General features: G+C 70.0%; 22 protein-coding genes. 14 read left to right on the top strand and 8 right to left on the bottom strand.

Annotated elements, in window-relative coordinates; genetic code table 11:
* Positions 1-49 precede the first annotated feature (49 nt).
* On the top strand, positions 50-1447 hold the full coding sequence (locus H074_RS06240; RefSeq protein ID WP_007029176.1) for a PepSY-associated TM helix domain-containing protein: 1398 nt from the start codon (positions 50-52) through the stop codon (positions 1445-1447).
* Here the strand turns inward: H074_RS06240 and H074_RS06235 are convergent.
* Entirely contained in the window at positions 1437-2348 is a 912-nt protein-coding gene (locus H074_RS06235; protein WP_039921631.1) for an SDR family NAD(P)-dependent oxidoreductase, read from the bottom strand. The two genes, H074_RS06240 and H074_RS06235, sit on opposite strands and share 11 nt — an antisense overlap.
* Before the next feature lie 83 nt (positions 2349-2431).
* Between H074_RS06235 and H074_RS06230 the strand changes: the two genes are divergently transcribed.
* Positions 2432-3007, top strand: coding sequence for a TetR/AcrR family transcriptional regulator (locus tag H074_RS06230; RefSeq protein WP_007029174.1), 576 nt, complete (start codon positions 2432-2434; stop codon positions 3005-3007).
* An 84-nt stretch (positions 3008-3091) separates the two neighbouring features.
* On the opposite strand, the gene H074_RS06225 is transcribed toward H074_RS06230, so the two are convergent.
* The 3 genes from H074_RS06225 to H074_RS06215 are packed head-to-tail and all read right to left on the bottom strand — an operon-like array spanning position 3092 to position 6331.
* Positions 3092-4267, bottom strand: coding sequence for a 4-hydroxybenzoate 3-monooxygenase (locus H074_RS06225; RefSeq protein WP_007029173.1), 1176 nt, complete (start codon positions 4265-4267; stop codon positions 3092-3094).
* Between the two features lie 32 nt (positions 4268-4299).
* Positions 4300-5073, bottom strand: coding sequence for an IclR family transcriptional regulator (locus tag H074_RS06220; RefSeq protein ID WP_007029172.1), 774 nt, complete (start codon positions 5071-5073; stop codon positions 4300-4302).
* Positions 5074-5098: 25 nt separating this feature from the next.
* Positions 5099-6331: an ArsB/NhaD family transporter gene (locus H074_RS06215; RefSeq protein ID WP_007029171.1), complete on the bottom strand. Its 1233-nt coding sequence runs from the start codon at positions 6329-6331 to the stop codon at positions 5099-5101.
* Between the two features lie 72 nt (positions 6332-6403).
* Here H074_RS06215 and H074_RS06210 point away from each other — a divergent pair, with 72 nt between their 5' ends.
* Positions 6404-7660: an FAD-binding protein gene (locus H074_RS06210; RefSeq protein ID WP_007029170.1), complete on the top strand. Its 1257-nt coding sequence runs from the start codon at positions 6404-6406 to the stop codon at positions 7658-7660.
* 132 nt (positions 7661-7792) lie between these two features.
* Positions 7793-8971 (top strand): aminotransferase-like domain-containing protein, encoded by a 1179-nt coding sequence (locus tag H074_RS06205; RefSeq protein ID WP_051071891.1) that lies wholly within the window; start codon positions 7793-7795, stop codon positions 8969-8971.
* A 34-nt stretch (positions 8972-9005) separates the two neighbouring features.
* Here the strand turns inward: H074_RS06205 and H074_RS06200 are convergent, their stop codons facing one another.
* Complete coding sequence (locus H074_RS06200; RefSeq protein WP_051071890.1) at positions 9006-9959, bottom strand: helix-turn-helix domain-containing protein; 954 nt, start codon at positions 9957-9959, stop codon at positions 9006-9008.
* A 99-nt stretch (positions 9960-10058) separates the two neighbouring features.
* Between H074_RS06200 and H074_RS06195 the strand changes: the two genes are divergently transcribed.
* Positions 10059-11072: a saccharopine dehydrogenase family protein gene (locus tag H074_RS06195; protein WP_007029167.1), complete on the top strand. Its 1014-nt coding sequence runs from the start codon at positions 10059-10061 to the stop codon at positions 11070-11072.
* Between the two features lie 6 nt (positions 11073-11078).
* Here H074_RS06195 and H074_RS06190 read toward each other — a convergent pair whose 3' ends face one another.
* Together H074_RS06190 and H074_RS06185 are read right to left on the bottom strand one after the other, a co-directional pair.
* A complete protein-coding gene (locus H074_RS06190) occupies positions 11079-11714 on the bottom strand; it encodes a phosphatase PAP2 family protein (RefSeq protein ID WP_007029166.1) in 636 nt (211 codons plus the stop codon).
* Between the two features lie 30 nt (positions 11715-11744).
* Positions 11745-12332, bottom strand: a complete 588-nt coding sequence (locus H074_RS06185; RefSeq protein ID WP_007029165.1) for a M15 family metallopeptidase — start codon at positions 12330-12332, stop codon at positions 11745-11747.
* Between the two features lie 82 nt (positions 12333-12414).
* Between H074_RS06185 and H074_RS06180 the strand changes: the two genes are divergently transcribed.
* The 3 genes from H074_RS06180 to H074_RS06170 are packed head-to-tail and all read left to right on the top strand — an operon-like array spanning position 12415 to position 15010.
* Complete coding sequence (locus H074_RS06180) at positions 12415-13149, top strand: response regulator transcription factor (RefSeq protein WP_039921628.1); 735 nt, start codon at positions 12415-12417, stop codon at positions 13147-13149.
* The gene (locus H074_RS06175; RefSeq protein WP_007029163.1) at positions 13146-14552 is read left to right on the top strand and encodes a sensor histidine kinase; all 1407 of its coding nucleotides are present in this window, start codon (positions 13146-13148) and stop codon (positions 14550-14552) included. The genes H074_RS06180 and H074_RS06175 overlap by 4 nt, the downstream gene beginning before the upstream one ends.
* Positions 14549-15010 (top strand): GerMN domain-containing protein, encoded by a 462-nt coding sequence (locus tag H074_RS06170; RefSeq protein WP_007029162.1) that lies wholly within the window; start codon positions 14549-14551, stop codon positions 15008-15010. The genes H074_RS06175 and H074_RS06170 overlap by 4 nt, the downstream gene beginning before the upstream one ends.
* Before the next feature lie 793 nt (positions 15011-15803).
* On the opposite strand, the gene H074_RS06165 is transcribed toward H074_RS06170, so the two are convergent.
* Complete coding sequence (locus H074_RS06165; RefSeq protein WP_007029161.1) at positions 15804-17057, bottom strand: HNH endonuclease signature motif containing protein; 1254 nt, start codon at positions 17055-17057, stop codon at positions 15804-15806.
* A gap of 848 nt (positions 17058-17905) precedes the next feature.
* Here H074_RS06165 and dhbA point away from each other — a divergent pair.
* The 6 genes from dhbA (at position 17906) to H074_RS06135 (ending at position 23383) form a co-directional block, all read left to right on the top strand.
* Positions 17906-18655 (top strand): 2,3-dihydro-2,3-dihydroxybenzoate dehydrogenase, encoded by a 750-nt coding sequence (dhbA, locus tag H074_RS06160; RefSeq protein ID WP_007029160.1) that lies wholly within the window; start codon positions 17906-17908, stop codon positions 18653-18655.
* A 166-nt stretch (positions 18656-18821) separates the two neighbouring features.
* A complete protein-coding gene (locus H074_RS06155; RefSeq protein WP_007029159.1) occupies positions 18822-20015 on the top strand; it encodes an isochorismate synthase in 1194 nt (397 codons plus the stop codon).
* The gene (locus H074_RS06150; RefSeq protein ID WP_007029158.1) at positions 20012-21634 is read left to right on the top strand and encodes a (2,3-dihydroxybenzoyl)adenylate synthase; all 1623 of its coding nucleotides are present in this window, start codon (positions 20012-20014) and stop codon (positions 21632-21634) included. The genes H074_RS06155 and H074_RS06150 overlap by 4 nt, the downstream gene beginning before the upstream one ends.
* Positions 21631-22302 carry an isochorismatase family protein gene (locus H074_RS06145; RefSeq protein WP_007029157.1) on the top strand — a complete coding sequence of 224 codons (672 nt, stop codon included), beginning with the start codon at positions 21631-21633 and terminating at the stop codon, positions 22300-22302. Before H074_RS06150 ends, H074_RS06145 begins: the two co-directional genes overlap by 4 nt.
* The gene (locus tag H074_RS06140; protein ID WP_007029156.1) at positions 22299-22532 is read left to right on the top strand and encodes a phosphopantetheine-binding protein; all 234 of its coding nucleotides are present in this window, start codon (positions 22299-22301) and stop codon (positions 22530-22532) included. The genes H074_RS06145 and H074_RS06140 overlap by 4 nt, the downstream gene beginning before the upstream one ends.
* Entirely contained in the window at positions 22529-23383 is an 855-nt protein-coding gene (locus tag H074_RS06135) for a siderophore-interacting protein (RefSeq protein WP_007029155.1), read from the top strand. The genes H074_RS06140 and H074_RS06135 overlap by 4 nt, the downstream gene beginning before the upstream one ends.
* The last annotated feature ends 21 nt before the right edge of the window (positions 23384-23404 follow it).

Below are 23404 nucleotides of genomic sequence, written 5' to 3'. Positions count from 1 at the left end.
CGCGCGGCGCAGGCGCACGTCTCCCCACCGACGCCTCAGGAGTTCCCCCATGGCAACGCGAACCGAACCGACCACGAGCCCGCCGCGCGCGTCCGGCTGGCGCGGGCTGTTCCTCCGTCTCCACTTCTACGCCGGCGTTCTCGTCGGACCGTTCGTCCTCATCGCCGCGCTCACCGGCGTTCTGTACGCGGCGACGCCGCAGATGGAGTCCTGGATCTACTCCGACCAGCTCCGCGCACCCGTCGGGCTGACCCAGGCCTCACTCGCCGACCAGGTCAAGGCGGCTCAAGCGGCCCACCCCGGCGGTGACCTGGTCGCCGTCCGTCCCGCTCCCGAACCGGGCGACACCACTCGCGTGCTGTTCGCCGAGGAAGGACTCGGCGAGTCCGAACGGCGTGCGGTCTTCGTCGATCCGGCCACCGCGCAGGTGCGCGGAGACCTCGTCGCGTACGGCTCGAGCGGCGCCTTGCCGTTCCGGACCACGCTCGACCAGTTGCACCGCAACCTGCTGCTCGGCGAGCCGGGACGGCTCTACAGCGAACTCGCCGCGTCCTGGCTGTGGGTGGTCGCGCTGGGTGGTCTCGTGCTGTGGGCGAGCCGTCGTCGCGCTCGCCGGAACGAGAAAGCCGCGAAGACCGAGTCCGCGCGTGGGAAGTCGGTGCGCCGTCACGGATCTGTCGGTCTGTGGGTGCTGCTCGGCGCGTTGTTCCTGTCCGCGACAGGGCTGACGTGGTCGGCGTACGCGGGTGAGAACGTCTCCGCGCTGCGTGAATCCCTCGGCTGGGCCACTCCGGCGTTGAAGGTGACCGGCACCGATGAACACGCCGGGCACGCGGGTCACGGTGAAGCGCCCGCCGCGCCGGCGCCCGCGAAGCCCGAGAGCGTGGACGCGATGCTGGCGTCGGCCCGCGCGGCCGGGATCGACGCGCCGTCCGTGGAGATCGGACTGCCCACCGAACCCGGGGCGCCCTGGCAGGTGGCGGAAATCGAGCGTGGCTGGCCGACGCAGGTCGACGCCGTCGCGGTCGACGGGACCACCGGGCAGATCCTGGGCGAGGTGCGGTTCGCCGACTACCCGCTGATGGCGAAGCTCGCCCGCTGGGGGATCGACGCGCATATGGGCGTGCTCTTCGGCTGGCCCAACCAGATCGCGCTGCTCCTGCTCGGCGCCGGTCTGGTCACGCTGGTCGTGCTCGGCTACCGGATGTGGTGGCAGCGCAGGCCGACCCGCGCCACCGGGCTGACCTTCGGACGGCCCATCCCGCGCGGGCAGTGGCGCAAGGCGCCGCCCGCGCTGCTGGTGGGTCTCCTCGTCCTCGCCGCCGCGATCGGCTGGTTCGTGCCGCTGCTCGGCATCAGCCTGCTGGCGTTCCTGGTGATCGACCTGCTGCTGGGTCTGCGGTCCCGCGGCCGGTCCGAACCGGAATCCACCGACGTCACCGTGTGACCCCGATGCCGGTGAGGCCGACGCTCGCCGCCCACAACCGGGCGGCGAGCGCGGTGTCGGCGAGCTTCCCGCGGACCGGTTCCCGCCGGGGCTCACCGCGCAAGCCGAACACTCGTGGGCCGAACATCTCGCCACCGCGCACAGCGGGGTCGAGGACGGCGCGGACGGCGGGCCATGCTCCGGCTTCCTTGCCCTGCAACAGAAGTCCGGCAGGGAACTTCCGCCCGCCCGGCGCCGGGTGTACCGGCCGCGCCGGGGTCAGGGAGTCGAGCGCGCCGCCGGGATGGTCGACGACGCTCAGTACCGTGCTCCCGGCCGCGCGTAGCCGCCTGTCGAGTTCGAACGCGAAGAGCATCTGTGCCAGCTTCGAGCGCGCATAGGTGCGTTTGGGCTGGTAATCCCGCTCGCTCTGAAGATCGTCCAGGTCGAGTTCCGCGGACTTGCCCACGAAGCTGCCCGTGGTGACGACACGGCCGGCCTCCGCGGCTTCGAGCAAAGGCATCAACTGGTGCGCCAGCACGAAATGCCCGAGATGGTTGGTGGCGAAGGTCAGCTCAAGTCCTTCGGCGGTCTCACGCCTCGGTTGGTCCTCCAGGAGCACGCCCGCGTTGCAGACGACGGCGTCGAGCCGTTCGATCTCCAGAGAGTCCACGGATGACTCGAGGGACGACAGATCGGAAAGGTCGAGCCGCAGGTGTCCGAGTCTCGCGTCCGGGACCCGGGACCGGATCGAGGCCATCGCCGTCTCGGCCTTGGTGGCGTTCCGGCTGCCGAGGAGCACGGTGGCGCCGGATCCGGCGAGCTGTTCGGCGACGAAGTAGCCGATACCCGCGTTGCCGCCGGTGACCAGGAAGGTCTTGCCGTCGGCACGAGGCAGGTGATGGACGTCCCAGTGCGTCATGAGGAGGCTCCCGTTCAAAGTCGAAGTCACTCCGAACATACACTCATTCCGAATTCGGAGTTACTTCGATGTATTGTGGTCGCATGGGACGGACCGAGCCGGGCAGGCGTGAACGCAAGAAGGCGGCGACACGTCAGGCGCTGTCAGGGGCGGCGCGAGAGCTGTTCCTGGAACGGGGCTTCGACAACGTCACCGTCGCGGAGATCGCGGACGCCGCGGACACGGCGGTGTCCACGCTGTTCGCGCACTTCCCGGGCGGCAAAGAGGCACTGATCCTCGGCCACGGTCACGAACGCGAAGCGGCACTGGCCGCCGCGGTGTGTGACCGCGCCGAGGGCACCTCGATCCTGCAGGCGTTGCGCGACTTCCTCGCGACTCGCGGCCCGTTCGATCCGGATCCCGATCCGTTGTCGCGCCGTGTCGCGGAGCTGGTGGTCGGCACCCCGGCGCTGCGCGCCTACGCCAGGACACTGTGGACGGGGTGCGAGGACGCGCTCACGAAGGTCATCGCCGAGGAGTCGGGTCAGGACGATTTCTCCGTGCGGCTGCTGGCCCGCTACGTCCTGGAGGTCCCGGACCTGGCCGGGGCCGAGCCGGATCCGGCCGCGGCGCTGGACGCCGCGTTCGTCTTCCTGCGGCGTGGCTGGCCGGGGTTCTGACCGGCCGCCCCGAGATCCTCGGTCGGGACGTCGTGCGTCTCGCGCGCGGTGAGCGCGGCCGGCCAGGAACCCGCGAAGTCCGAATCAGAAGCCGATGGGCAGTCCCGCGTAGTTCTCCGCGAGTCCCGCCCTGCCCGCCTCGCTCCGTGCCAGCCAGTGCAGCTGCGAGAGCTGCAACTGCCGGTCGAACGGATCGTCCGATCGGTGCAGCATCGTCGTCATCCACCAGGAGAAATGCGTACACCTCCAGACACGCCGTAGCGCGGTGTCGGAGTAGGCGTCGGCGAGTGCGGAGTCTTTGTCCCGCAACAAAGCGGCCAACGCCGGGGCGAGGAGGGCGACGTCCGCGACGGCGAGGTTGAGTCCCTTGGCGCCGGTGGGAGGCACGATATGGGCGGCGTCTCCGGCGAGGAACAGGCGGCCGTGCCGCATGGGCTGCTGCACGAAACTGCGCATGGGCAGCACGCTCTTGTCGGTGATCGGTCCTGGCGTGAGTGTCCAGCCGTCCTGGCCGTGGCCGAGCCGGGTCGCGAGCGCCTCCCAGATCCGCTCGTCGGACCAGGTGCCGATGTCGGTTCCGTTGGGCACCTGCAGATACAGCCGGCTGACGGTGGCCGAACGCATCGAATGCATGGCGAAACCGTCGGGATGCCAGGCGTAGATGAGCTCGTCGGTCGATGGGGCGACGTCGGCGAGGACGCCGAGCCACGAGTACGGGTAGGTGCGCTCCCAAGACTGCTTCGCGGCGTCGGGGATCGCGGTGCGGCAAGGCCCGAAGGAGCCGTCGCAGCCGACGACGACGTCGGCGTCCAGCCTCTGCTGTGTGCCGTCCGCGTCGGTGAAGGTGACGTAGGGCCGGTCGGTCTCGATGTCGTGCACGGAGGTGTCCGTGACCTCGTAGTGGATCTGCTGCCCGGCCGCCGCACGCGCCTTGCCGAGGTCCTTCGTCACCTCGGTCTGGCCGTACACGGTGACGCTTCGCCCGACCAGGTCCACGAAGTCGAGATGGTGCCTTTCCTCCGGCCACTGCAGGTAGATGCCGCGGTGCTCGTCGCCCTCGCGGTCGAGCCGGTCGCCGAGACCTGTCTCGCGCAGGAGATCCACTGTGGACTGTTCGAGGATGCCTGCCCGGATCCGCGCCTCGACGTACTCGCGCGAGCGGGTCTCCACGATGACCGATTCGACCCCTGCCAGATCGAGTAGATGCGACAGGAGCAGTCCGGCCGGGCCGGCGCCGACGATGGCGACTGGGGTTCGCATGACCGGAGTCTGGCCGCGTCGCGGGCGAACTTCTAGCGTTCGCTTCCACTCAGTGAAACCCGCATGCTTCGGCCGATTCCGGCGGCCGCGACCTGGAGCGCGGAGACCAGCCGCGCCCGCCCTCGGCTCAGATCCGGGACGACCAGGCCGAGCGCCGCGACGACGTCACCACCGGAGGACGGCCGGATCGGGACGGCGACCGAGCAGGCGCCTCGGCTCATCTCCTCGACGGTCTGCGCATAGCCCTCACGGCGAACGCGCCGCAACTGTTCACGGAGTCGTCCGGGCTGCGTGATGGTGTACGGCGTGACGCGGGTCAGCGAGGCGAGTACCTGCCGCTGGACGTCCTCCGGAGCCCAGGCCAGGAGGACCTTCCCGATCCCCGTGGCGTGCAGCGGCAGCCGTCCGCCGATCCGGCTGACCACCGGCACGGACGCGTTTCCGGAGAGCCGGTCGAGGTAGAGCACCTGCTCGCCGTCCCGCTCGCCGAGATGCACGGTGGCGCCGGTCGCGCCGTAGAGATCCTGGAGGAAGGGAGCGGCGACCTGCCGTAGTTCGAACTGGACGGGCGCGAGCAGCCCGAGGTCCCACAGTCGTCTGCCGACGGCGTACCGGTCCTCGCGTCGCTCCAGCGCGCCCAGGCCCACGAGTTCGCGGGCGAGCCGGTGCGCGGTGGGCAGGGGCAGGCCGGCGCGGTCCCCGAGTTCGGTCAGCGACAGCTCACGATGGTCGACGTCGAAGGCGCCGAGCAGCGCGAACGCCCGCGACGTGACGCTGGCGCCCGGCGTCGACAAGTTCCCCGGCATTCGTCCATCTTCTCACTGAGTGAAATCAGGGCATCAGGGTGAGCCCGAGCCACAAGCCGGCGACGGCGAGCACGATGGACGCCGGAACGGTGAGCAACCCCAGCCGCGTGAACTCGCCCAGGTCGGGCCGGGTGTCGTGCCGGTGCAGGATCCGCCGCCACAGCAGCGTGGCCAGCGAGCCGACGTAGGTGAGGTTCGGCCCGAGGTTGACCCCGATCAGCACGGCCAGCACCACCGGGGTCCCGCCCGCGGTGGCGAGCGGCAGCAGCACGAGCACCGCGGGCAGGTTGTTGATCAGGTTGGCGAGTACGGCCGCCACCGCGGCGGCGCCGAGCAGGGCGGGGAACGAGGTGGAGGTCGGGACCAGGTGGCTGAGCGCCTCGTCCAGTCCATTGTCGACGACGGCCCGGACCACGATCGCCAGCGCGAGCACGAAAGCCAGGAAGGGGATGCTCGCCGACCGAACGATCGCGGCGGGTGAGGTCCGCCGCTGGGCGAGGGCGCGGCAGGCCAGGACGGCGGCACCGGCGAACGCGGCCCACGCGGGACTGACGTCCAGCAGCGAGGTGATCACGAACCCGGCCAGCGTCAGGCCGAGCACGACCAGGACGAACGCCGGGACCTTCCCGGCCGGGACCGTTTTGCCGCCACGCGGCCGGGCCGCCAGGTCGGCGGCGAAGAACCGGCGGAACACCAGGTATTCGGTGAGCACCGCCGCGAGCCAGGGCAAGGTCATCAGCGCGGTGAACCGCAGGAACGAGATCCCGGTCGCGGCGACGGCGAGCAGATTGGTCAGATTGGACACCGGAAGCAGCAACGACGCCGAGTTCGCCAGATGCGTGCAGGCGTAGGCGTGCGGTTTGGCCCGCGCGCCCATCCGCGCGGCGGTGGCGAACACGACCGGGGTCAGCAGCACGACGGTGGCGTCGAGGCTGAGCACCACGGTGACGGCCGCGGCGACCGCGAACACCGCGGGCAGCAGTCGTCGCGGCCTTCCCCGGCTGAACCGCGCCATGAGCGTTCCCGCCGCTTGGAACAGCCCTTCGTCGTCGCACAATTTGGCCAGGACGAGCACCGCGGCGAGGAAGCCGACGACCGGGGCGAGCCTGGTCACCTCGTCGAGGGCGTCCGGGAACGAGATCGCCCCGGCCGCCAGGACGATCCCGGCGGCGGGGACGGCGGCGACCGCCTCCGGGAGGCCGCGTGGCCGGATCACCGCGAAGGCCAGGACGACCAGCAAGAGCGCGATGGACACCATCTCGCCGGGAATGCCTGTCAGTGCGAACCCTCCTCCGTGTGAAGCCGACCTCGGCAATCTAGGCTGGGCCTGGTGCGCGAGACGAACTGGGCGGGAAATAGGACCTTCACCGCGGAACGGATCCTCCGCCCGCGCACGATCGGCCAGATCCAGGACACCGTCGCCCGAGCGACCGCGGTCAAGGCGCTCGGCAGCGGACATTGCTTCAACGACATCGCGGACTGTCCGGGTGGTGTCCTGCTCGACCTGTCCGCGCTCGACGTGGAGACCGTCCTCGACGCGGAGTCCGCGACGATCACGGTGCCGGCGGCGGCGCGCTACGGCGACATCGCCGTCCAGGTGCACGCGGCCGGGTTCGCGCTGGCCAACCTCGCTTCGCTGCCTCATTGCACGGTGGCGGGCACCGTCGCGACGGCGACCCACGGTTCCGGGCGGCGCAACCAGAGTCTGGCGTCGGCGGTGTCCGGTTTGGAGCTGGTGACCGCCGACGGCGAGGTGAAGACGTACTCCCGGCACGACGGTGTGGTCGTCGGCCTGGGCGCGCTGGGAGTGGTGACCCGGCTGACCCTCGACCTGGTGCCGTCCTTCGACCTCCGCCAGGACGTCTTCGACGGCTTGCCCTGGGAGTCGGTGTACGAGCACTTCGACGAGATCCAGGACGCGGGTTACAGTGTCAGCCTGTTCACGAACTGGGCCCGCGACGAAGTCGACCAGGTCTGGGTCAAGGGATCGGGGCGGCCGGGCGCGGACTTCTTCGGCGCGAAGGCGGCGGACGGGCCACGCCATCCGGCCCACGCGGCGGGCATCCCGGCGGACAACTGCACGCGGCAGCTCGGGGTCACGGGACCGTGGCACGAACGGATCCCGCATTTCCGCCTGGACTTCACGCCCAGCATCGGGAACGAACTCCAGACCGAGTACTTCGTGCCCGTCCGGCACGCCGTCGCGGCGATGGAGGCGTTGCGCGGCATGGGGGACCGGCTGGCACCCGTCCTGCTCACCTCGGAGATCCGCACGGTCGCGGGGGACGACCTGTGGCTCAGCCCGTTCCAGGGCGGCGACCGGGTGGCACTGCACTTCACCTGGCTGCCGGACGAGGACGCGGTCCGCGCGCTGCTGCCCGTCATGGAAGAACGGCTGGCGCCGTTCGACGTCCGGCCGCATTGGGGGAAGCTCTTCCACCGTGCGGCGGACTACCCGAGGCTGGCCGATTTCCGGGCACTGGCCGCAGAACTGGACCCGGACGGCAAGTTCCGGAGTCCGTTCGTCCGGCGGCACGTCTTGGGGGAGCGTTCGCGGAGCTTGGCTTCGGGAAGATGGGGCGCGTAGGTGATTTCCACGAGAGGCACGAGTACGAGCCTAGGGCAGCCCAGGGCTGATATCCTGCCGGTGGTTGCTTGCTCATACGGGCGGATCCCCGGGTGGCTGCACTGAGCCGCACATTTCTCCCGAGGAGCCTTCATGTCTCTTCCCCTCGCCCGTCGTATGGACGGCGTCACCAGTTCTCCCGTGCGTGACCTGCTCGCGCTCACCGCCCGTCCGGGCGTGATCTCCTTCGCCGGTGGAATACCCGCGCCGGAACTGTTCGATGTGGACGGCCTCCGTGCCGCCTTCGACCGGGCACTCGCCGACGGGCCCGCCCAGCGTGCCCTGCAGTATTCGCCCACCGAAGGGAATCTGAGGCTGCGTGAACTGCTCGCGCAGCGGCTGTCCGGTCGCGGGCTTCCGACCACTGTGGACGATCTCCTGATCACCACGGGTTCGCAGCAGGGCCTGCAACTGCTCAGCACCGCGTTACTCGATCCCGGTGCCACCGTGCTGGTGGAAGAGCCGGTGTACCTGTCGGCGCTGCAATGCTTCCAGCTCGCCGAGGCGCGCATCGTGCCCGTTCCCGGGGACGCGGAAGGGATCGACCCGGCCGCGCTGGACGAGATCGCGGCCAGGGAACGGCCCGCGTTGCTGTACCTCGTCCCGACGTTCTCGAATCCCTCCGGGCGCACGATCAGCCCGGAGCGGCGTCGCGCGCTCGCGGAAGTGATCGCCCGCCACGGTTTCTGGCTCGTCGAGGACGACCCGTACCACGAACTGCGCTATCGCGGTGAACGCGAGGAACCGCTGTCGGCCCGCCCGGAACTCGCCGAGCGCACGATCTACCTCGGCACCTTCTCGAAGGTGATCTCCCCGGGGATGCGGCTGGGCTGGTTCCGTGCGCCGAGGGAGCTCCTGCGCCGCGTCGCGATTCTCAAGCAGGCGACCGATCTGCACACTTCGACCGTCGATCAGGCGGCCGCGGCCGAGTACCTGGCCGCCGCCGATCTCGACGCGCACGTGCGGAAGCTGTGCGCGACCTACCGCGTGCGCCGTGACGCGATGATGGCCGAACTGCCCGCGATCACCCCGTCCGGGACGACGTGGACCGATCCGGACGGCGGGATGTTCGTCTGGGTCATCCTTCCCAGCGGCGCGGACACGGACCGGCTGCTTCCCGAGGCGTTGCGCCACGATGTCGCGTTCGTGCCCGGTTCGGCGTTCCAGGTGGGGGAGCCGGACCGGTCGGCGTTGCGACTTTCGTTCGCCGCGCACGGACCGGGGACGATCGCCGAAGGATTGCGGCGGCTGGGCAAGGTCCTGTCGCAGTGAGGTCAAGGCAAAGTGGCGGCCGTCGCGGACCTGATCACGGCGCGGCTCCCTTAGCCGTGCGGAAGGTGCGGCGGTAGCTGTCCGGCGGCACCCCGACCGTCCGGTTGAAATGCCGCCGCAGGGTGGCGGCGGTGCCCATCCCGGTGGCCTCCGCGATCAGGTCGACGCTGTCGTCGGTCCGCTCCAGTAGTTCCTGCGCGCGGCGGATGCGCTGGATCAGCAGCCAGCGCAGCGGGGTCGTCCCCGTCGCCGCCCGGAAGTGCCGCGCCAGGTTGCGTGAACTCATGTTCGCCTGCCTGGCGAGGTCCTCGACGGTCAGCGGCCGGTCGAGCCGTTCGGTGACCCAGGGGAGCAGGCCGCCGAGCGGGTGGTCGTCCTGTTCGGGCACCGGGGCCGTGACGAACTGGGCTTGCCCGCCGGCGCGGTGCGGCGGGACGACCAGGCGGCGGGCGACGGTGTTCGCGACCGCCGAACCGTGGTCGGAACGGACCAGATGCAGGCACAGGTCCATCGCGGCGGCCTTGCCCGCCGAGGTGAGGACGCTGCCGTTGTCGACGTAGAGGACGTCCGGATCGACCTCCACCGAGGGATACCGGGCGGCGAGGACATCGGTGTGCGCCCAGTGTGTCGTCGCGCGTCGGCCGTCGAGCAGGCCGGCGGCCGCCAGCACGAACGCGCCCGTGCACAGGGACGCCACCCGCGCGCCCGCTTCGTGGGCGGCGCGCACGGCCTCGACCAGGTCCGCGGGCGGATCGACGTCGATGTCGGCCCAGCCGGGGACGATGACGGTGTCGGCGCGCTTGAGGCGTTCGAGCCCGTGATCCGGTTCGAGCAGGAAGCGCCCGACTTTCACCGGCTTCGCCCCGTAGACCCCGAATTCGTACCAGGAGCCGGGGAAGCCAGGCAGGCCCGTGCCGAAGACCTCGTGGGCGATGGACAGCTCGAACTGCAGCATCCCGTCCGTGGCGGCGAGGGCGACCGTACTCATGTCCGAAAGTGTACGCATGATGGCGTTCCGGACACTGTCGATCAGCGGGATCCGCCGACAGGATGGTCCACAGTGGATCAACCGAGGGCAGGAGAAATCATGGGTACGTACGACGTCGCGGTGTTCGGGGCCTACGGGCACACTGGGCGGTTCGTGGTGGCGGAGTTGCGCGAGCGCGGACTCGGTGTGCTGGCCGTGGGACGCGACGAGGCCAAACTGCGCGGCCTGCCTTGGCCCGATCTCGACATCCGGCAGGCGTCCGTCGACGACCCGGCATCGCTGGACCGCGCGTTCGCGGGCGCGGACGCGGTGATCAACGCCGCCGGCCCGTTCGCCGACACCGCCGCCCCGGTGATCGAGGCGGCGCTCCGGGCGGGTGTCCCGTATCTGGACGTTGCCGCCGAGCTCGAAGCGAACCTCGACACCTTCGCACAGTTCGGTGACCGTGCCACGGGAGCGACGGTGATCCCGGCGATGGCGTTCTTCGGCGGCCTCGGCGATCTGATGGTCACCGCCGCGATGGGCGACTGGACGTCCGCCGACGAAGCGCACGTCGCATACGGGCTGAGCAGCTGGCATCCGACCGAAGGGACCCGCGCGGCGGGCAAGGTGTCGCGGGAACGGCGCGACGGCAAGCGGATCCGGTTCTCCGGCGGCCGCATCGAACACCGCGACGACGTGCTGCCCGCCCTGGACTGGGATTTCCCCGCGCCGCTCGGGACCCGCGCCGTGCTCGGCGAGTTCACGATGGCCGACGTCGTCACCGTCCCGAGCCACCTCGACATCCCCGAAGTGACCACGTACATGACCGTGAACGCGGCCCGCGAGGTGGTGACCCCCGAGACGCCCGCGCCTCCGGCCGACGGCCCGTCCGCGCAGGAGTTCATGGTCGACGTCGTCGTGCGGTCCGGTGGCGGACAACGGCGGATCGTCGCCCAGGGGCAGGACATCTACGCGATCACGGCGCCTCTAGTGGTGGAGGCCGTCCAGCGCGTGCTCGACGGGCGGACCAAGGCGACCGGGGTCGTCTCGGCCGGTGCGGTCTTCGACGCGGCCGACTTCCTGGCGGCGCTGGCGCCGCGGGTGACGGTGGAGGGTCCTGTCGTGTCGTGAGGGCGTCTACACGAAGGCAGCAGCCAGGGCTGCGTAGGCGCCACCACCGACGAAGAGGCCGACGAGGGTGCCGACCGAGACTTCGGCGGTGGTGTGGTCCTTGAGTTCGACGCGGGACCAGCAGACCCAGGCCACACCCAGGAGAAGAAGGGCGAACCACGGATCGTAGACCTGGACCAGGATGGCGACGGCTCCGGCGGCGACGGCGGCGTGCATGCTCACCTTGAACTTGAGCCCGAAGGTGATGGCCACCGCGACGATCAGGGAGATGAGTTCGGCGGCGGCGAGGGCGATCAGCTCGCGAGGTGCGTCGCCGACGATGAGGATGGCGAAGCCGATGGCGAGGAAGCCGATGCAGGCGGCGAACGGGATCACGCGTCCCGCGCGGTCGGTGACATGGTGGCTGTCCCACTGGCCCTTCCTGGCACCCCGGACGATGACCGCCATGGGCAGGATCGAGCCGAAGATCCCGGTGATCAGGCCCCACAACAGCGTTTCGCCGAGGTGGTGGCCGGTGGCTCGCCAGGCGACGGCGAGCGGGAGCAGCAGCACCCAGACCCAGGGGGCGAGTACCTCGGTGGCGGCGCGTGCTGATCGCTGCCGGGCGCTCGCGGTCGTGGTTTCGGCGGGCACGGGCGACATGGGGCTGCTGCTCCTTCGTGGACGGTCCGGTCAATCGCTGGTACGCGAGTGTGTCATCCGCCAGCCGGGATGCGGCAGTCGCGCGGGCGGAGCCTCCCCGGGCCGGTACTCGAAGTGCCACCATTCGTTGTCGTAGATCCGGTAGAGCGCGAACCGTGCGCCGTGATCCTCCAACCACTGAGCACCCTCCCGCGGCCGGATGTCCAGCGCCGTACCCCCGACGTGCGCGGAATCCTGCGGCGGCAGAACGCGCTTCCCGCCTAGCCTGGCCTCGGCGAGGTACAGCCGATGCTGCTCGGCGGCGTCCCGATGTCCCGAGGTGACGCCGAGGAGCGTGCGGTGCCGCCAGAACGCCTCGGTCCTGGCCGCGGTGAACGCGGCGAGTGTTCCGGCGGTGAGCCCGGCGAGGTTCTCGGCGGGGAACCGCAGCGACAGCGCCCATCCGCAGGCGAGCCGGCGGGCCTGGCCGGGGGACCGCAGCCACGCCGGGATCAGCAGCAGTACCGCGAGGACGCGGGTGATCGCCGCGAGCACGAGTTCTTTCATGCCGTCAACGGTCGCCGTCGCCTGTCCGAACCCGATCGCGGCGACGTGCGCGGACGCCGACGAAAATGTCACCGTTCCGCACGGATCACGCCGTGACGGAACGAAGACATTCCGTGGACGTTCCGCGGAAACGGGACGGGCACGATGGCGTGTCATGGACGAGCGGATTCCGTCCGGCGCTGCGATAGTCGTCGGCATGCCCAAGGTGCTGCTCATCGAGGACGACCAAGCCGTGCGTGACGGGCTCAGCATGGCGCTCGGCGGCCGCGGCCACGCGGTCGACGCGGTGGCGACCGGCGAGGAAGGCCTCGCCCGGCTCGCGTCACGACCGCCGGACATCGTCGTGCTGGACCTGATGCTGCCCGGACTGGACGGTTTCGAGGTCTGCCGCCGGATCCGCGCGGCGGGGGATCTGCCGATCATCATGCTCACCGCGCGCAACGAGGACATCGACGTGGTGGCCGGGCTCGCCGCCGGCGCGGACGACTACGTGGTCAAACCCGCCAGGGCACAGGTGCTGGAGGCCCGGATCCGCGCGGTGCTGCGCCGCACCGGGCAACCGGCGCCCGCGGTGCCCGCGCAGACGGAGATCGAGCGCCACGGCGATCTCGGCATCGACCGGGCCGCGCTGACGGTGACGAAGGGCGGCAAGCCCGTCGCGCTCGCCCCGACCGAACTGCGGCTGCTGCTCGAACTCACTCAGGTACCGGGCCGCGTGCTCAGCCGCCAGTACCTGCTGGAGAGTGTGTGGGAGCACGGTTACTTCGGTGACTCCCGCGTCGTCGACGCCTGTGTGCAACGGCTTCGCGCGAAGATCGAAGACGACTCGTCCGCGCCGGTGTACGTGCAGACGGTCCGCGGGTTCGGCTACCGGTTCGGGCCGCTGTGAAGCTTGGCGGCCTGCGCACCCGGCTGCTCCTGGCGTTCAGCCTGCTGGTCGTGATCACCGCGGCGACGGTCGCGGGCGGTGCCTACGTCCAGTCCCGCACCGTGATCCTCCAGCAGGCACAGGACGCCACGGCCCGCGTCCTGGTCGACAAGGCCACGGCGTTGTACCCGCTCGGCCCGTTGCCGCCAGGTGACGGGACGCTGAGCCGGATCAGCGGCGAATTGTCCGACCGCGAGCTGAGTTCCCTGGTCCTGTACGCGGACAGGGCGAGCGGGAACCAGCAGATGCGGGCACTGATCTCGCCGGAGCTTCGCGAACGGGTCCGGTCGGGGAACGTCGCGTGGCAACGGGTCGAGGCCGACGGCACGCCGACGCTGGTGGTGGGCACCAGGTTCACCGTGCTGCTTCCCGGTGGGCAGCAACGGGATTCGGGAATCGAGGCATACATCGCGCGAAGTATGGCCCCGGAGGCGAAGAGCATCGACGAACTCGCCACCCGGGCCTGGCTGATCGGCGGGGTGGCCCTCGTTTTCGCCATCGGGCTGGCGTTGCTGGCCGCCCGCGGGGTCCTTCGGCCGGTGCGTGAACTGGGCGACGCGGCGCGGCGGCTGGGGAAGGGTGATCTGCGGGCCCGGATCAGCGTCCGCGGCTCGGACGAACTGGCCGGGGTGGCGCGGACATTCAACGAGACGGCCGAAGCGCTTGAACGGCACGTCGGTGAACTGGAACGGATGGAATCCGACGCGCGGCGCTTCGTCGCCGACGTCTCCCACGAACTGCGCACCCCGCTGGCCGCGATGACCGCGGTCGCGGACGTCCTGGAGCAGGAGGCTGCGAATCTGCCCGGGGACGCCGGTCGCGCGGCGAAGATGAGTATCGAGGAGACGCACAATCTCACGCGGCTGGTGAACGACCTCATCGAGGTCTCCCGCTTCGACGCCGGGGCCGCCGCTCTCGCGCTGGAAGAAGTCGAAGTCGCCGAGGTGGTCACGGCGAGCCTGCGCATCCGAGGCTGGACGGGCGAGGTGGAGGGGGAGTTGCCTTCCGGGATCTTCGCCGGGCTGGATCCGCGGCGGGTGGACGTCATCGTGGCGAATCTGGTCGGAAACGCCTTGCGGCACGGGGAAAAGCCGGTTTCGTTGCGTCTTTCCGAAGCGGGGGAGTGGATCATCCTGGAGGTCTCGGATCGTGGTCCCGGGCTTGCGCCGGAGGTGCTGCCGCACGTGTTCGACCGGTTCTACAAGGCGGATTCGGCGAGGGCGAGGTCCGGCGGCAGCGGACTCGGTCTCGCGATCGCCTGGGAGAACGCCCGTCTGCACGGCGGCACCTTGAGCGCGGCCAATGGCATCGACGGCGGCGCGGTGTTCACGTTGCGCCTGCCTCGGCAGGGAGCGACGGCATGAGGAAGAACTGGCTTTTGCCGCTCCTGCTCGTTTCGGTGGTCGCGGGCTGCGGTGTCCGGCCCAGTGCCGTGATCTCCGGCGCGCCCGCGCCGGCGGGGCCCGCCAACGGTGCGGTGCTCTACTTCCTGTCCGGCGGGCAGCCGGTCCGGGTGTTGCGCCCGCTGGCCGACGAGCTGCCCCCGGCGAGCCCTGTCGACCTGCTCGCCGCCGGACCGGACGAGAGCGAACGGGAACGGCGCTACACCACCGAAGTCCCGTCCGGCACCGCTGTGCTGGACCAGACGCCCGCGCCCAACGGGGTCACGGTGACCCTGTCGATCGGCGTCGCCGGGTTGTCGGCGAGGGCCGTCGACCAGATCGTGTGCACCGTCAGGGACTCCCTGGGCGGGAGCGCGCAGATCACGTTGCGGGGCGAAGGAAGCGTACGTGGCCCGCTTTCGTGCCCCTTGCCCGGTTAGAGCCTGTCTTTGATCCCGGCGGTGTACGGGCCTCTGCTGGTGATTGAGACACCACATCATGATCACGATCAGAGGCCCGGTCTTCTTTGTGCCTTGTCGCCGGTCAGTCCACGTCAGGGGGTTGTCGTTATCCCTCGGAGGCCACTGATGCCGAGTGGGTGTTGCTGGGGCCGTTGCTGCCCCGGCCCGCGTGCGGGACCGCGGTGGGTGGCCGGCCGGAGAACATCCGCGTCGCGCGATCATGGACGCGCTGCGGTAGGTCACCGATAATGGCATCGCATGGTGGGCGCTACAGAGGGGCTTCCCGCCGTGGTAGACGGTGCATGGGTTTTTCGCCGTTGGAGCGAAGCCGGGGTGTTCGGCAAGGTCCGTGACCGGCTGGGCGAGGAGAGCCGGTCACGAGCGGGACGGAATTCGGCGCCGAGCGCGGCGGTGATCGATTCCCAGTCGGTCAGGGTCTGCTGCTGGTCGTGCTGGTCGTGCTGGTCACCGCCGCCAGCAGCCAGGACCGCTCCGCCGCGAGGCTGCTTTCGTCGTCTTCTCCAGACGCTGGGGCGTCGAACGCATCTTCTCCTGGGTCACCCAAGCCTGCCGCATCGTCCGCGACTGCGACCGCCTTCCCGACCGCTCCGCCGCGTTCATCAACCTCTCCAGGATCACTACGAGGGCCAGGCGCCTGACCTGCCAAAAACAGCGGGCCAGGACCGCCTGACCAGGTTCAAAGACAGGCTCTGAGGTCCGGGCATGGCGAAGACCCCGAGAACCCGCCTGTGGCTGGCGGGCTCCTCGGGGGTCAGATGTGGTGGAGGGTGTTGCGGCGGGGTTTTCGGAGCGGATCCCGGTACTGAGGTGGGATAAATTCCGGTAGCCCGTCGGTGGCCATGCGGACTTGCCAGTCGCCGTGATGGATCAACCGGTGATGGAAGCCGCAGAGCAGCACCAGGTTCCGAAGATCCGTCGGACCTCCGTCTATCCAGTGCTCAATGTGATGGGCGTGGCAGTGCTTGGGTTTCCGATGGCAGCCGGGGAAGGCGCAGCCGCCGTCGCGGATGTTGAGTGCCCGTCTCTGGCCGGGCGTGACGAACCGTCGCAGCCGCCCCACGTCCAGCGGCTCACCCGCGGCGCTCATCACGACCGGCAACATCAGGCAGTCGCATGCCGCGAGCCGAGCTTCCCGAGCGGTCATCGTCCCGACGAAGTCGAGACACGCGGTGCCGAGGCCGGACTTCAACTCCTCCAGCCCGATCGTGACATGCACCAACGTGCGGTAGCCACTCGTTCCGGGCTGGTCGGGGCAGGCGATGGCCAGGTCGAGCAGTTCGGTCCAGGCGTCCCCCAGGCGTTCGCACTTCATCCGCAGGTCGGCTTGGCCGAATTCGTCGACCGGGCGTGGCTGGGCGTGGGCCTCGAGCGCGGCGGCGGTGCGGGCACCGGTCTCGTCGTCGAGCAAGCCGGTCAGTCTCCAGAACCCGTCCTTGCGCCGTTCCAGGGTGAGTTCCCGACGCGGTTCCTTGGGTTCTGGTTCCTTGGGTTCGTTGCCGTCGGGGTCCAGCCAGGCGAGCAGGTTCTGCTCGGCTTCGGCGAGCTGTCGGGGACCGGCGTCGCGGGCGAGGTCGGCGAGGATCTTCTCCGCACTGGTGCGGTCTTCGGCGGAGGTCTCGGCCGGGATCTTCGTCAGGATCTCCAGGATCTGGTCGATCCGCTCATTCCCGACCATGCCCTCGGCGGCCACCGCGGCGGTGGCGGGAGCAACCGCGGGAACCTCGGTGCCGTCCAAGGCACGGGTGGGGTTCAGGGCAATGGCTCTGTTCACCACCGGCCGCGCCTCACCGAGCGACAATCCCGCCATGTCCGCGAACCAGTTAGCCGTACTGCCATAGCCGTACAGGTCTTTGACGCCCCGAGACTCGATCTCCGCCAGAAACTGCCCCAACCCGGCGGTGGCCGTCCTGATCATCTGCAAGAACTGCTGCACGCCATGGGCAAGCTCCAGCTTGCCGGCACGCCACAACTCCTGCGGCAACTCGGGAAGAAAGGTCTCGGACACCTCCCCAGAATACCCGAACAAATCGAACGCGTGTTCGTAATTTTACGCAACAACGAAACAGCGCATTTACCACTGAAGGGTGATTAGTGTGGCGGGCATTGTGACTCTCGTGAGTGGTATTGAGGGGTAAGGCAACGGTGTGGTGTCGAGTGGCGTGTCCGTGAAGGCCTCCTTGCCTACCTTGAGGGTAGGCAAGGAGGCCTTCACGGACACCCGAACGGCACCTGCGGCCCCAGGCGCACCAGCAGTCACGGCGGTGCCGTGTGAAGGCTGTACTCGCAAGGGGCCCTTCACGGACTTGCCACCCTGACATGACACCTTTGACTTCCGGCTCAATAAAACCTGTCTTTGATGCCGGTGACGGGTATGGGCCGGGCCTCTGCTGGTGATCTTGACACCACATCACGATCATTCTCGGCAGGGGCAGGAATCCGCGCCGTCCGCGGCGGTGATCGATTCCCGGTCGGTCAGGGTCTGCTGCTGGTCGTGCTGGTCGTGCTGGTCACCGCCGCCAACAGCCAGGACCGCTCCGCCGCGAGGCTGCTTTCGTCATCTTCCCCAAACGCTGGGTGGTCGAACGCACCTTCTCCTGGATCACCCAAGCCCGCCGCAACGTCCACGACTACGAACGCCTCCCGCCGCACTCCGCCGCATTCATCAACCTCTCATGATCACTATCACGGCCAGGCGCCTGACCCGCCAAAAACAGCGGGCCAGAACCACCTAGCCAAGTCCAAGGACAGCCTGTCAAGAGTGGCCCGAATCACCGGTGTCGGTCCCTCGCTTTGTCCGGATTCGCCCGCTAGCTTAGGCAAGGCTAAGCGAATGCGACGTAGGGTGGTTGTGGCGTGGAGGGGATCGAGGGCAAGGTCGCGCTCGTCACCGGAGGCGCGCGCGGGATCGGGGCGGCCGTCGTGGACGGGCTCGCCGAAGCGGGTGCGATCGTGGCGGCGGTGGACCTGGCGGAAGGGGCTCCCCGGGACGGCGTGACCTCGTTCGTCGCGGACGTCGGCGATCCCGCGGCCGTCGCACGGGTGGTCGACGAGGTCGAACGCGAACTCGGGCCGATCGGGATCGGGGCGTCCGTCGCGGGCGTGCTGAAGCCGGGGTCGGTCTGCGAGACGAGCGACGAGGACTGGGCGGCGACCTTCGCGGTCAACTCCACCGGTGTCTTCACCGTGCTCCGCGAGATCTCCCGCCGGATGCTGCCCCGCCGGAGCGGTGTGCTGGTGACGGTCGGGTCGAACGCCGCGGGTGTCCCGCGGACCGGGATGGCCGCTTATGCCGCTTCGAAGGCCGCGGCGACGATGCTGACCCGCTGTCTCGGTCTCGAACTCGCCGGCTCCGGCATCCGCTGCAACATCGTCTCGCCCGGCTCGACAGACACCGACATGCAACGTCTACTGTGGACGGACGAGAACGGCGCTGACCGTGTCATAGCCGGAAATCCGGAGCAATACCGTGTCGGCATACCACTGGGCCGGATAGCCGAACCCGCGGATATCGCCGACGCCGTCCTGTTTTTGGCCTCCGATCGCGCGCGGCACATCACGATGCAGAACCTCTACGTCGACGGCGGCGCCACGCTCCGCGCGTGATCTCGATGACGCAACGAAGACTTTTCGGGCCCGTATGATTAGGTTAGGCTAACCGAAAAGATGGGTCAGGCGCGTCCGGGGGGTCGCGTTCCGCGCCGGCATGAGGCACTGCGACAGCACAAGAGTGCCGACCTGGTCAGTAGTATTCGCGAAAGGGAATCCAGTCGTGTCCTCACCTGCACCGGCCCGGCCAAGGCCGGTCCACCAGGCGGCCGATCTGCTGGCGGCGTACCTGCCCGGATCGTTCTACTACTCGTCCGTTCGGGGATCGCTGCTCGCCGACGGGGTGTACTCCCCGGTCCACGCGGCGCCGGGCGGGCGTGCCCGCGCCGCCGCCGAGGTCCTCGACGCCGCCCTCGTGGCGGGAGTGACCGAACCCGTGGTGGCCGGCGCGATCGGATTCCGGCCCGACGCGCCGAGCAGTCTGGTGGTCCCCGCCGTGGTGCGCCGGGCAGGACCACCGAAGGCGCGTGGTCCGGTCGCCCCGCTCGGCGGGAACTGGTCGGTGTCACCGCAGCCCGCGCCGGAGGTCTACACCACTGCCGTCGCCAGGGCGCTGGACGAGATCCGCGACGGTGACCTCCGCAAGATCGTGCTGGCCCGCTGTCTCGACGTCACCGGCGGCGACCCCGTCGCCGTGCCGCGGCTGCTGGCCCGCCTCGTCCACACCGACCCGGCGGCCCACGCCTTCGCCGTCGACGTCAGCGCGCCGGGGGATCCCGCGCCGCGCACCCTGATCGGCGCGAGCCCGGAACTGCTGGTCTCCCGTCGCGGCCGGGTCGTGACGGCCAATCCGCTGGCCGGGTCGCGGCCGCGGGTGGCCGACGAAGCCGAAAACGCCCGTCGTGTCAGCGATCTGCTCGCGTCCGAAAAGGACCGTGCCGAACACGCCCACGTCGCCGCTCAGGTGGCCGAGGTGCTGGGCCGGTTCTGTGTCGATCTCGACGTGCCCGCCGAACCCGAGGTGATCGGCACGCCCACGATGTGGCATCTCTCCACCAGGATCAGCGGACGGCTCGCCGACGCGACCGACGCCGGTTCGTCCGCGCTCGGGCTGGCCGAAGCACTGCATCCGACGCCCGCGGTCTGCGGCGTCCCGACCGAACTCGCCCGCGACACGATCGCCGCGCTCGAACCCGAGGATCGGGGCTATTACGCGGGTCTCGTCGGCTGGACCGATCAGGACGGTGACGGCGAATGGGTCGTCACCATCCGCTGTGCCGAGGTCCGGGACCGGACCGTGCGGCTGTTCGCCGGCGCGGGAGTGGTGGCGGGCTCCGACCCGGAGGCCGAACTCGCCGAGACCGGCGCGAAGTTCGGCACCATGCTGCGGGCGCTCGGTCTGGAGGGGGCGGCGTGAACCCGGACCACGTGCCCTGGCCGGCTGGGACCGCCGCGCGTTACCGGGCTTCGGGATACTGGCGCGGCCAGACTTTCGGCGAACTGCTGGCCAGTCTCGCCGAGGCCTACGCCGAACGTCTCGCCGTGATCGGTGAGACCGCCCGCTGGACCTTCGCCGAACTCGACGAACGAGCGCACCGGCTCGCCGCCGGATTCGCCGGGGCGGGGATCCAGGCCGGTGACCGGGTCGTCGTGCAACTGCCGAACGTGCCGGAGTTCGCGTCCGTCGTGTTCGGACTGTGGCGGGCCGGCGCGCTGCCGGTGTTCGCGCTGCCCGCGCACCGGGCCAGCGAACTGCGGCACTTCGCCGAACAGAGCGAGGCGGCGGCGATCCTGACCGTCGGGGAACACGAACGGTTCGACCACGCGGCCATGGCGAACGCGGTCGCGGCCGGAATTCCTTCGGTGCGGAGGGTCTTCGTCGTCGGCACGGAGGAATTCACCGCGCTCGAAGCGACGACCCCACGCGTCCTGCCGGATCCGGATCCCGCCGGGGTCGCGTTCCTCCAGTTGTCCGGCGGCAGCACCGGTCTGCCCAAGCTGATCCCGCGCACGCACGACGACTACCTCTACAGCGTCCGTGAGAGCGCCCGGATCTGTGGCCTGCGCCCGGAAAGCGTGTACCTGGCCGCGTTGCCGGTCGCGCACAACTTCCCGCTCAGCTCACCCGGTCTGCTCGGGGCCCTGCACGCGGGCGCGGCCACGGTGTTCGCGCCGCGTCCCGACGCCGACACCGCCTTCCGGCTGATCGAGGCCGAGGGCGTGACGATCACCGGGCTCGTGCCACCGCTGGCCGCCGCGTGGGCGCAAGCGGCCGCGCGGACCACCCGTGATCTGTCCTCTTTGGATGTCCTGCTGGTCGGCGGCGCCAAATGCGCCCGTGAGCTGGCCGAGAAGATCGGCCCCGCGCTGGGCTGCCGTCTGCAGCAGGTGTTCGGCATGGCCGAGGGGCTGGTCTGCTACACGCGGCTCGACGACCCGGAAGAGTACGTCCTCGCCACACAGGGACGGCCGATCTCGCCGGACGACGAGATCCGCGTCGTGAACCCGGACGACCTACTGTCCACTTCGGACGATGTCGTCGCACCGGGCGAGATCGGTGCTTTGCTGACCCGGGGCCCGTACACGATCCGCGGCTACTACCGCGCCGCCGAGCACAACAAGACCGCGTTCACCGAGGATGGCTTCTACCGCACCGGGGATCTCGTGCGGCGGCATCCGTCAGGGCATCTGGAAGTGGTCGGCAGGGCCAAGGAACAGATCAACCGCGGCGGCGAGAAGGTGGCCGCGGAAGAGGTCGAGAACCATCTGATGGCGCATCCCGGCGTCCTCGACGCGGCCGTCGTCGCGGTGCCGGATCCCTACCTGGGCGAGCGCACCTGCGCCTACGTCGTCCCCGCTGCCGGTGCCGAGCCCGCCGCGGCGGAGCTGCGCCGGTTCGTCCGCGAACGCGGGGTGGCGGCGTTCAAGGTGCCCGATCTGGTCCAGGTGGTGCCGGAGTTCCCGGTGACCGGCGTCGGCAAGACCAGCAAACGCGAGCTGCGGGCGGCGCTGGCCGCCCTGGCGAAGGAGAAGTGAACGTGTCACTGCCCAAGATCGAGCCCTACCCCCTGCCGACGGAGGCCGAGCTGCCCGCCGGGCGGGTCGGCTGGAAGCCCGACCCGGCCCGCGCCGCGCTGCTGGTGCACGACGCGCAGCGGTACTTCCTCGCGCCGTACGAGGGATCCCCGGTCCCGGAGATGGTCGCGAACATCGCCGTGCTGGCCGACGCCGCCCGCGCCACGGGTGTCCCGGTGTTCTACACCGCGCAGCCCGGTCACCAGGCCGCCGAGGACCGAGGCCTGCTCACCGAGTTCTGGGGCGACGGCATCGGCGCGGTCATCGACGACGACCCCGCCGCCGCCGACGTGGTGGCCGAGCTGGCCCCGAAACCAGGGGACAAGGTCCTGACGAAATGGCGCTACAGCGCGTTCCAGCGCAGCACGTTCACCGAGCAGCTCGCCGAGGCCGGCCGTGATCAGCTGCTGATCACCGGTGTCTACGCGCATATCGGCTGCCAGGCCACCGCCGTCGAGGCGTTCATGCGCGACATCCAGCCGTTCCTGGTCGGGGACGCGGTCGCGGACTTCTCCCGCGAACGCCACGACCAGGCCTGCGAGTACGTCGCCCAGCGCTGCGGCGCACTGACCACCACGGCCGCCGCGCTCGCCGCGCTGGCCCCGATCCACGCCGGAGCACAGCGATGAGCTTGACCGTCGAAAAGATCCACGCCGACGTCGCCGAACTGCTCGGCTGCGACCCGGCCGAGCTGAAGCCGGAGACCGATCTCACCGACCTCGGCCTCGACTCGATGCGGATCATGGGCCTGGTCGAGCAGTGGCGCGCCGAGGGTGCCGACACCCTGGAGTTCGCCGACCTCGCCGAGCAGCCGACCCTCGGCCACTGGACGCGGGTCCTCACCGGGAGCGCCGCGTGAGCCGCGCCGACCATCGCCACCGGCACCTGGAGCGCATCGCCGAAGTCCGCGCGGGACAGCACGCGGAGAAGGTGCCTTATCCGATCCGCATCCGGCAGGCCGAGGTCGCGCGCACCGAGATGGTCGGCTCCGGACTGCTCCGGGTCACCCTCGGCGGGCCGGGAACGGCGGGTTTCGAGGCGCATTCGCCCGACGAACACGTGAAAGTCCTGTTCCCCGAACTGGACGCCGAGCCGCGACTCCCGGTCCAGGACGGCGACATGCTGCGCTGGCCGAAGCCGTCCCCGACGTCGCGCGAGTACACGGTCCGCCGGTACGACCCGGTTTCCGGGGAACTCGACCTCGACGTCGCGCTGCACGAAGGCGGGCTCGGCTCCCGATGGGCCGAGAAGGTCGCTCCCGGCACCCCGGTGCACGTCGCGGGACCGCCCGGCGGGCTGATCGTGCCGCACACCTACGACCGCTACCTGCTCGCCGGTGACCTCACCGCGTTGCCCGCGATCGCGCGCTGGCTCGAAGAACTTCCGCGCACCGCCGCGGGCTGGGCGTTCATCGAGGTCACCGACGCGAGCGAGGAGATCGAGCTGTCCCCGCCCGAAGACGTCGAGGTGCACTGGCTGCATCGAGGCGACGTCGCGCCGGGCGCCTCCGACATCCTCGCCCGCGCGGTGCGGACGATCGAGGTCCCCGCCGGTCAACGGCTCTATGCCTGGGTCGCAGGGGAAGCCGGACAGATCAAACCGCTGCGCCGCTGGCTCAAGAACGACCTCGGGCTCGGCAAGGACGACCACGACGTGACCGGCTACTGGAAACGCGGCGTCGCGGACTTCGACGACGAGCACGACCACTGAACCACACCCCCCGCCCCTGCC

Source organism: Amycolatopsis decaplanina DSM 44594 (genome assembly GCF_000342005.1).
GTDB lineage: Bacteria > Actinomycetota > Actinomycetes > Mycobacteriales > Pseudonocardiaceae > Amycolatopsis > Amycolatopsis decaplanina.
This window is presented reverse-complemented; position numbering and strand designations above follow the sequence as displayed.

Bases quoted from the DNA above. Each gene is read 5' to 3' on its own strand.
- H074_RS06190 (WP_007029166.1), bottom strand. From the start codon at position 11,714: ATGTCGCCCGTGCCCGCCGAAACCACGACCGCGAGCGCCCGGCAGCGA.
- H074_RS06170 (WP_007029162.1), top strand. From the start codon at position 14,549: ATGAGGAAGAACTGGCTTTTGCCGCTCCTGCTCGTTTCGGTGGTCGCG.
- H074_RS06205 (WP_051071891.1), top strand. From the start codon at position 7,793: ATGTCTCTTCCCCTCGCCCGTCGTATGGACGGCGTCACCAGTTCTCCC.
- H074_RS06235 (WP_039921631.1), bottom strand. From the start codon at position 2,348: ATGACGCACTGGGACGTCCATCACCTGCCTCGTGCCGACGGCAAGACC.
- H074_RS06140 (WP_007029156.1), top strand. From the start codon at position 22,299: ATGAGCTTGACCGTCGAAAAGATCCACGCCGACGTCGCCGAACTGCTC.
- H074_RS06225 (WP_007029173.1), bottom strand. From the start codon at position 4,267: ATGCGAACCCCAGTCGCCATCGTCGGCGCCGGCCCGGCCGGACTGCTC.
- H074_RS06220 (WP_007029172.1), bottom strand. From the start codon at position 5,073: ATGCCGGGGAACTTGTCGACGCCGGGCGCCAGCGTCACGTCGCGGGCG.
- H074_RS06180 (WP_039921628.1), top strand. From the start codon at position 12,415: ATGGACGAGCGGATTCCGTCCGGCGCTGCGATAGTCGTCGGCATGCCC.
- H074_RS06200 (WP_051071890.1), bottom strand. From the start codon at position 9,959: ATGAGTACGGTCGCCCTCGCCGCCACGGACGGGATGCTGCAGTTCGAG.
- H074_RS06195 (WP_007029167.1), top strand. From the start codon at position 10,059: ATGGGTACGTACGACGTCGCGGTGTTCGGGGCCTACGGGCACACTGGG.
- H074_RS06215 (WP_007029171.1), bottom strand. From the start codon at position 6,331: ATGGTGTCCATCGCGCTCTTGCTGGTCGTCCTGGCCTTCGCGGTGATC.
- H074_RS06240 (WP_007029176.1), top strand. From the start codon at position 50: ATGGCAACGCGAACCGAACCGACCACGAGCCCGCCGCGCGCGTCCGGC.
- H074_RS06230 (WP_007029174.1), top strand. From the start codon at position 2,432: ATGGGACGGACCGAGCCGGGCAGGCGTGAACGCAAGAAGGCGGCGACA.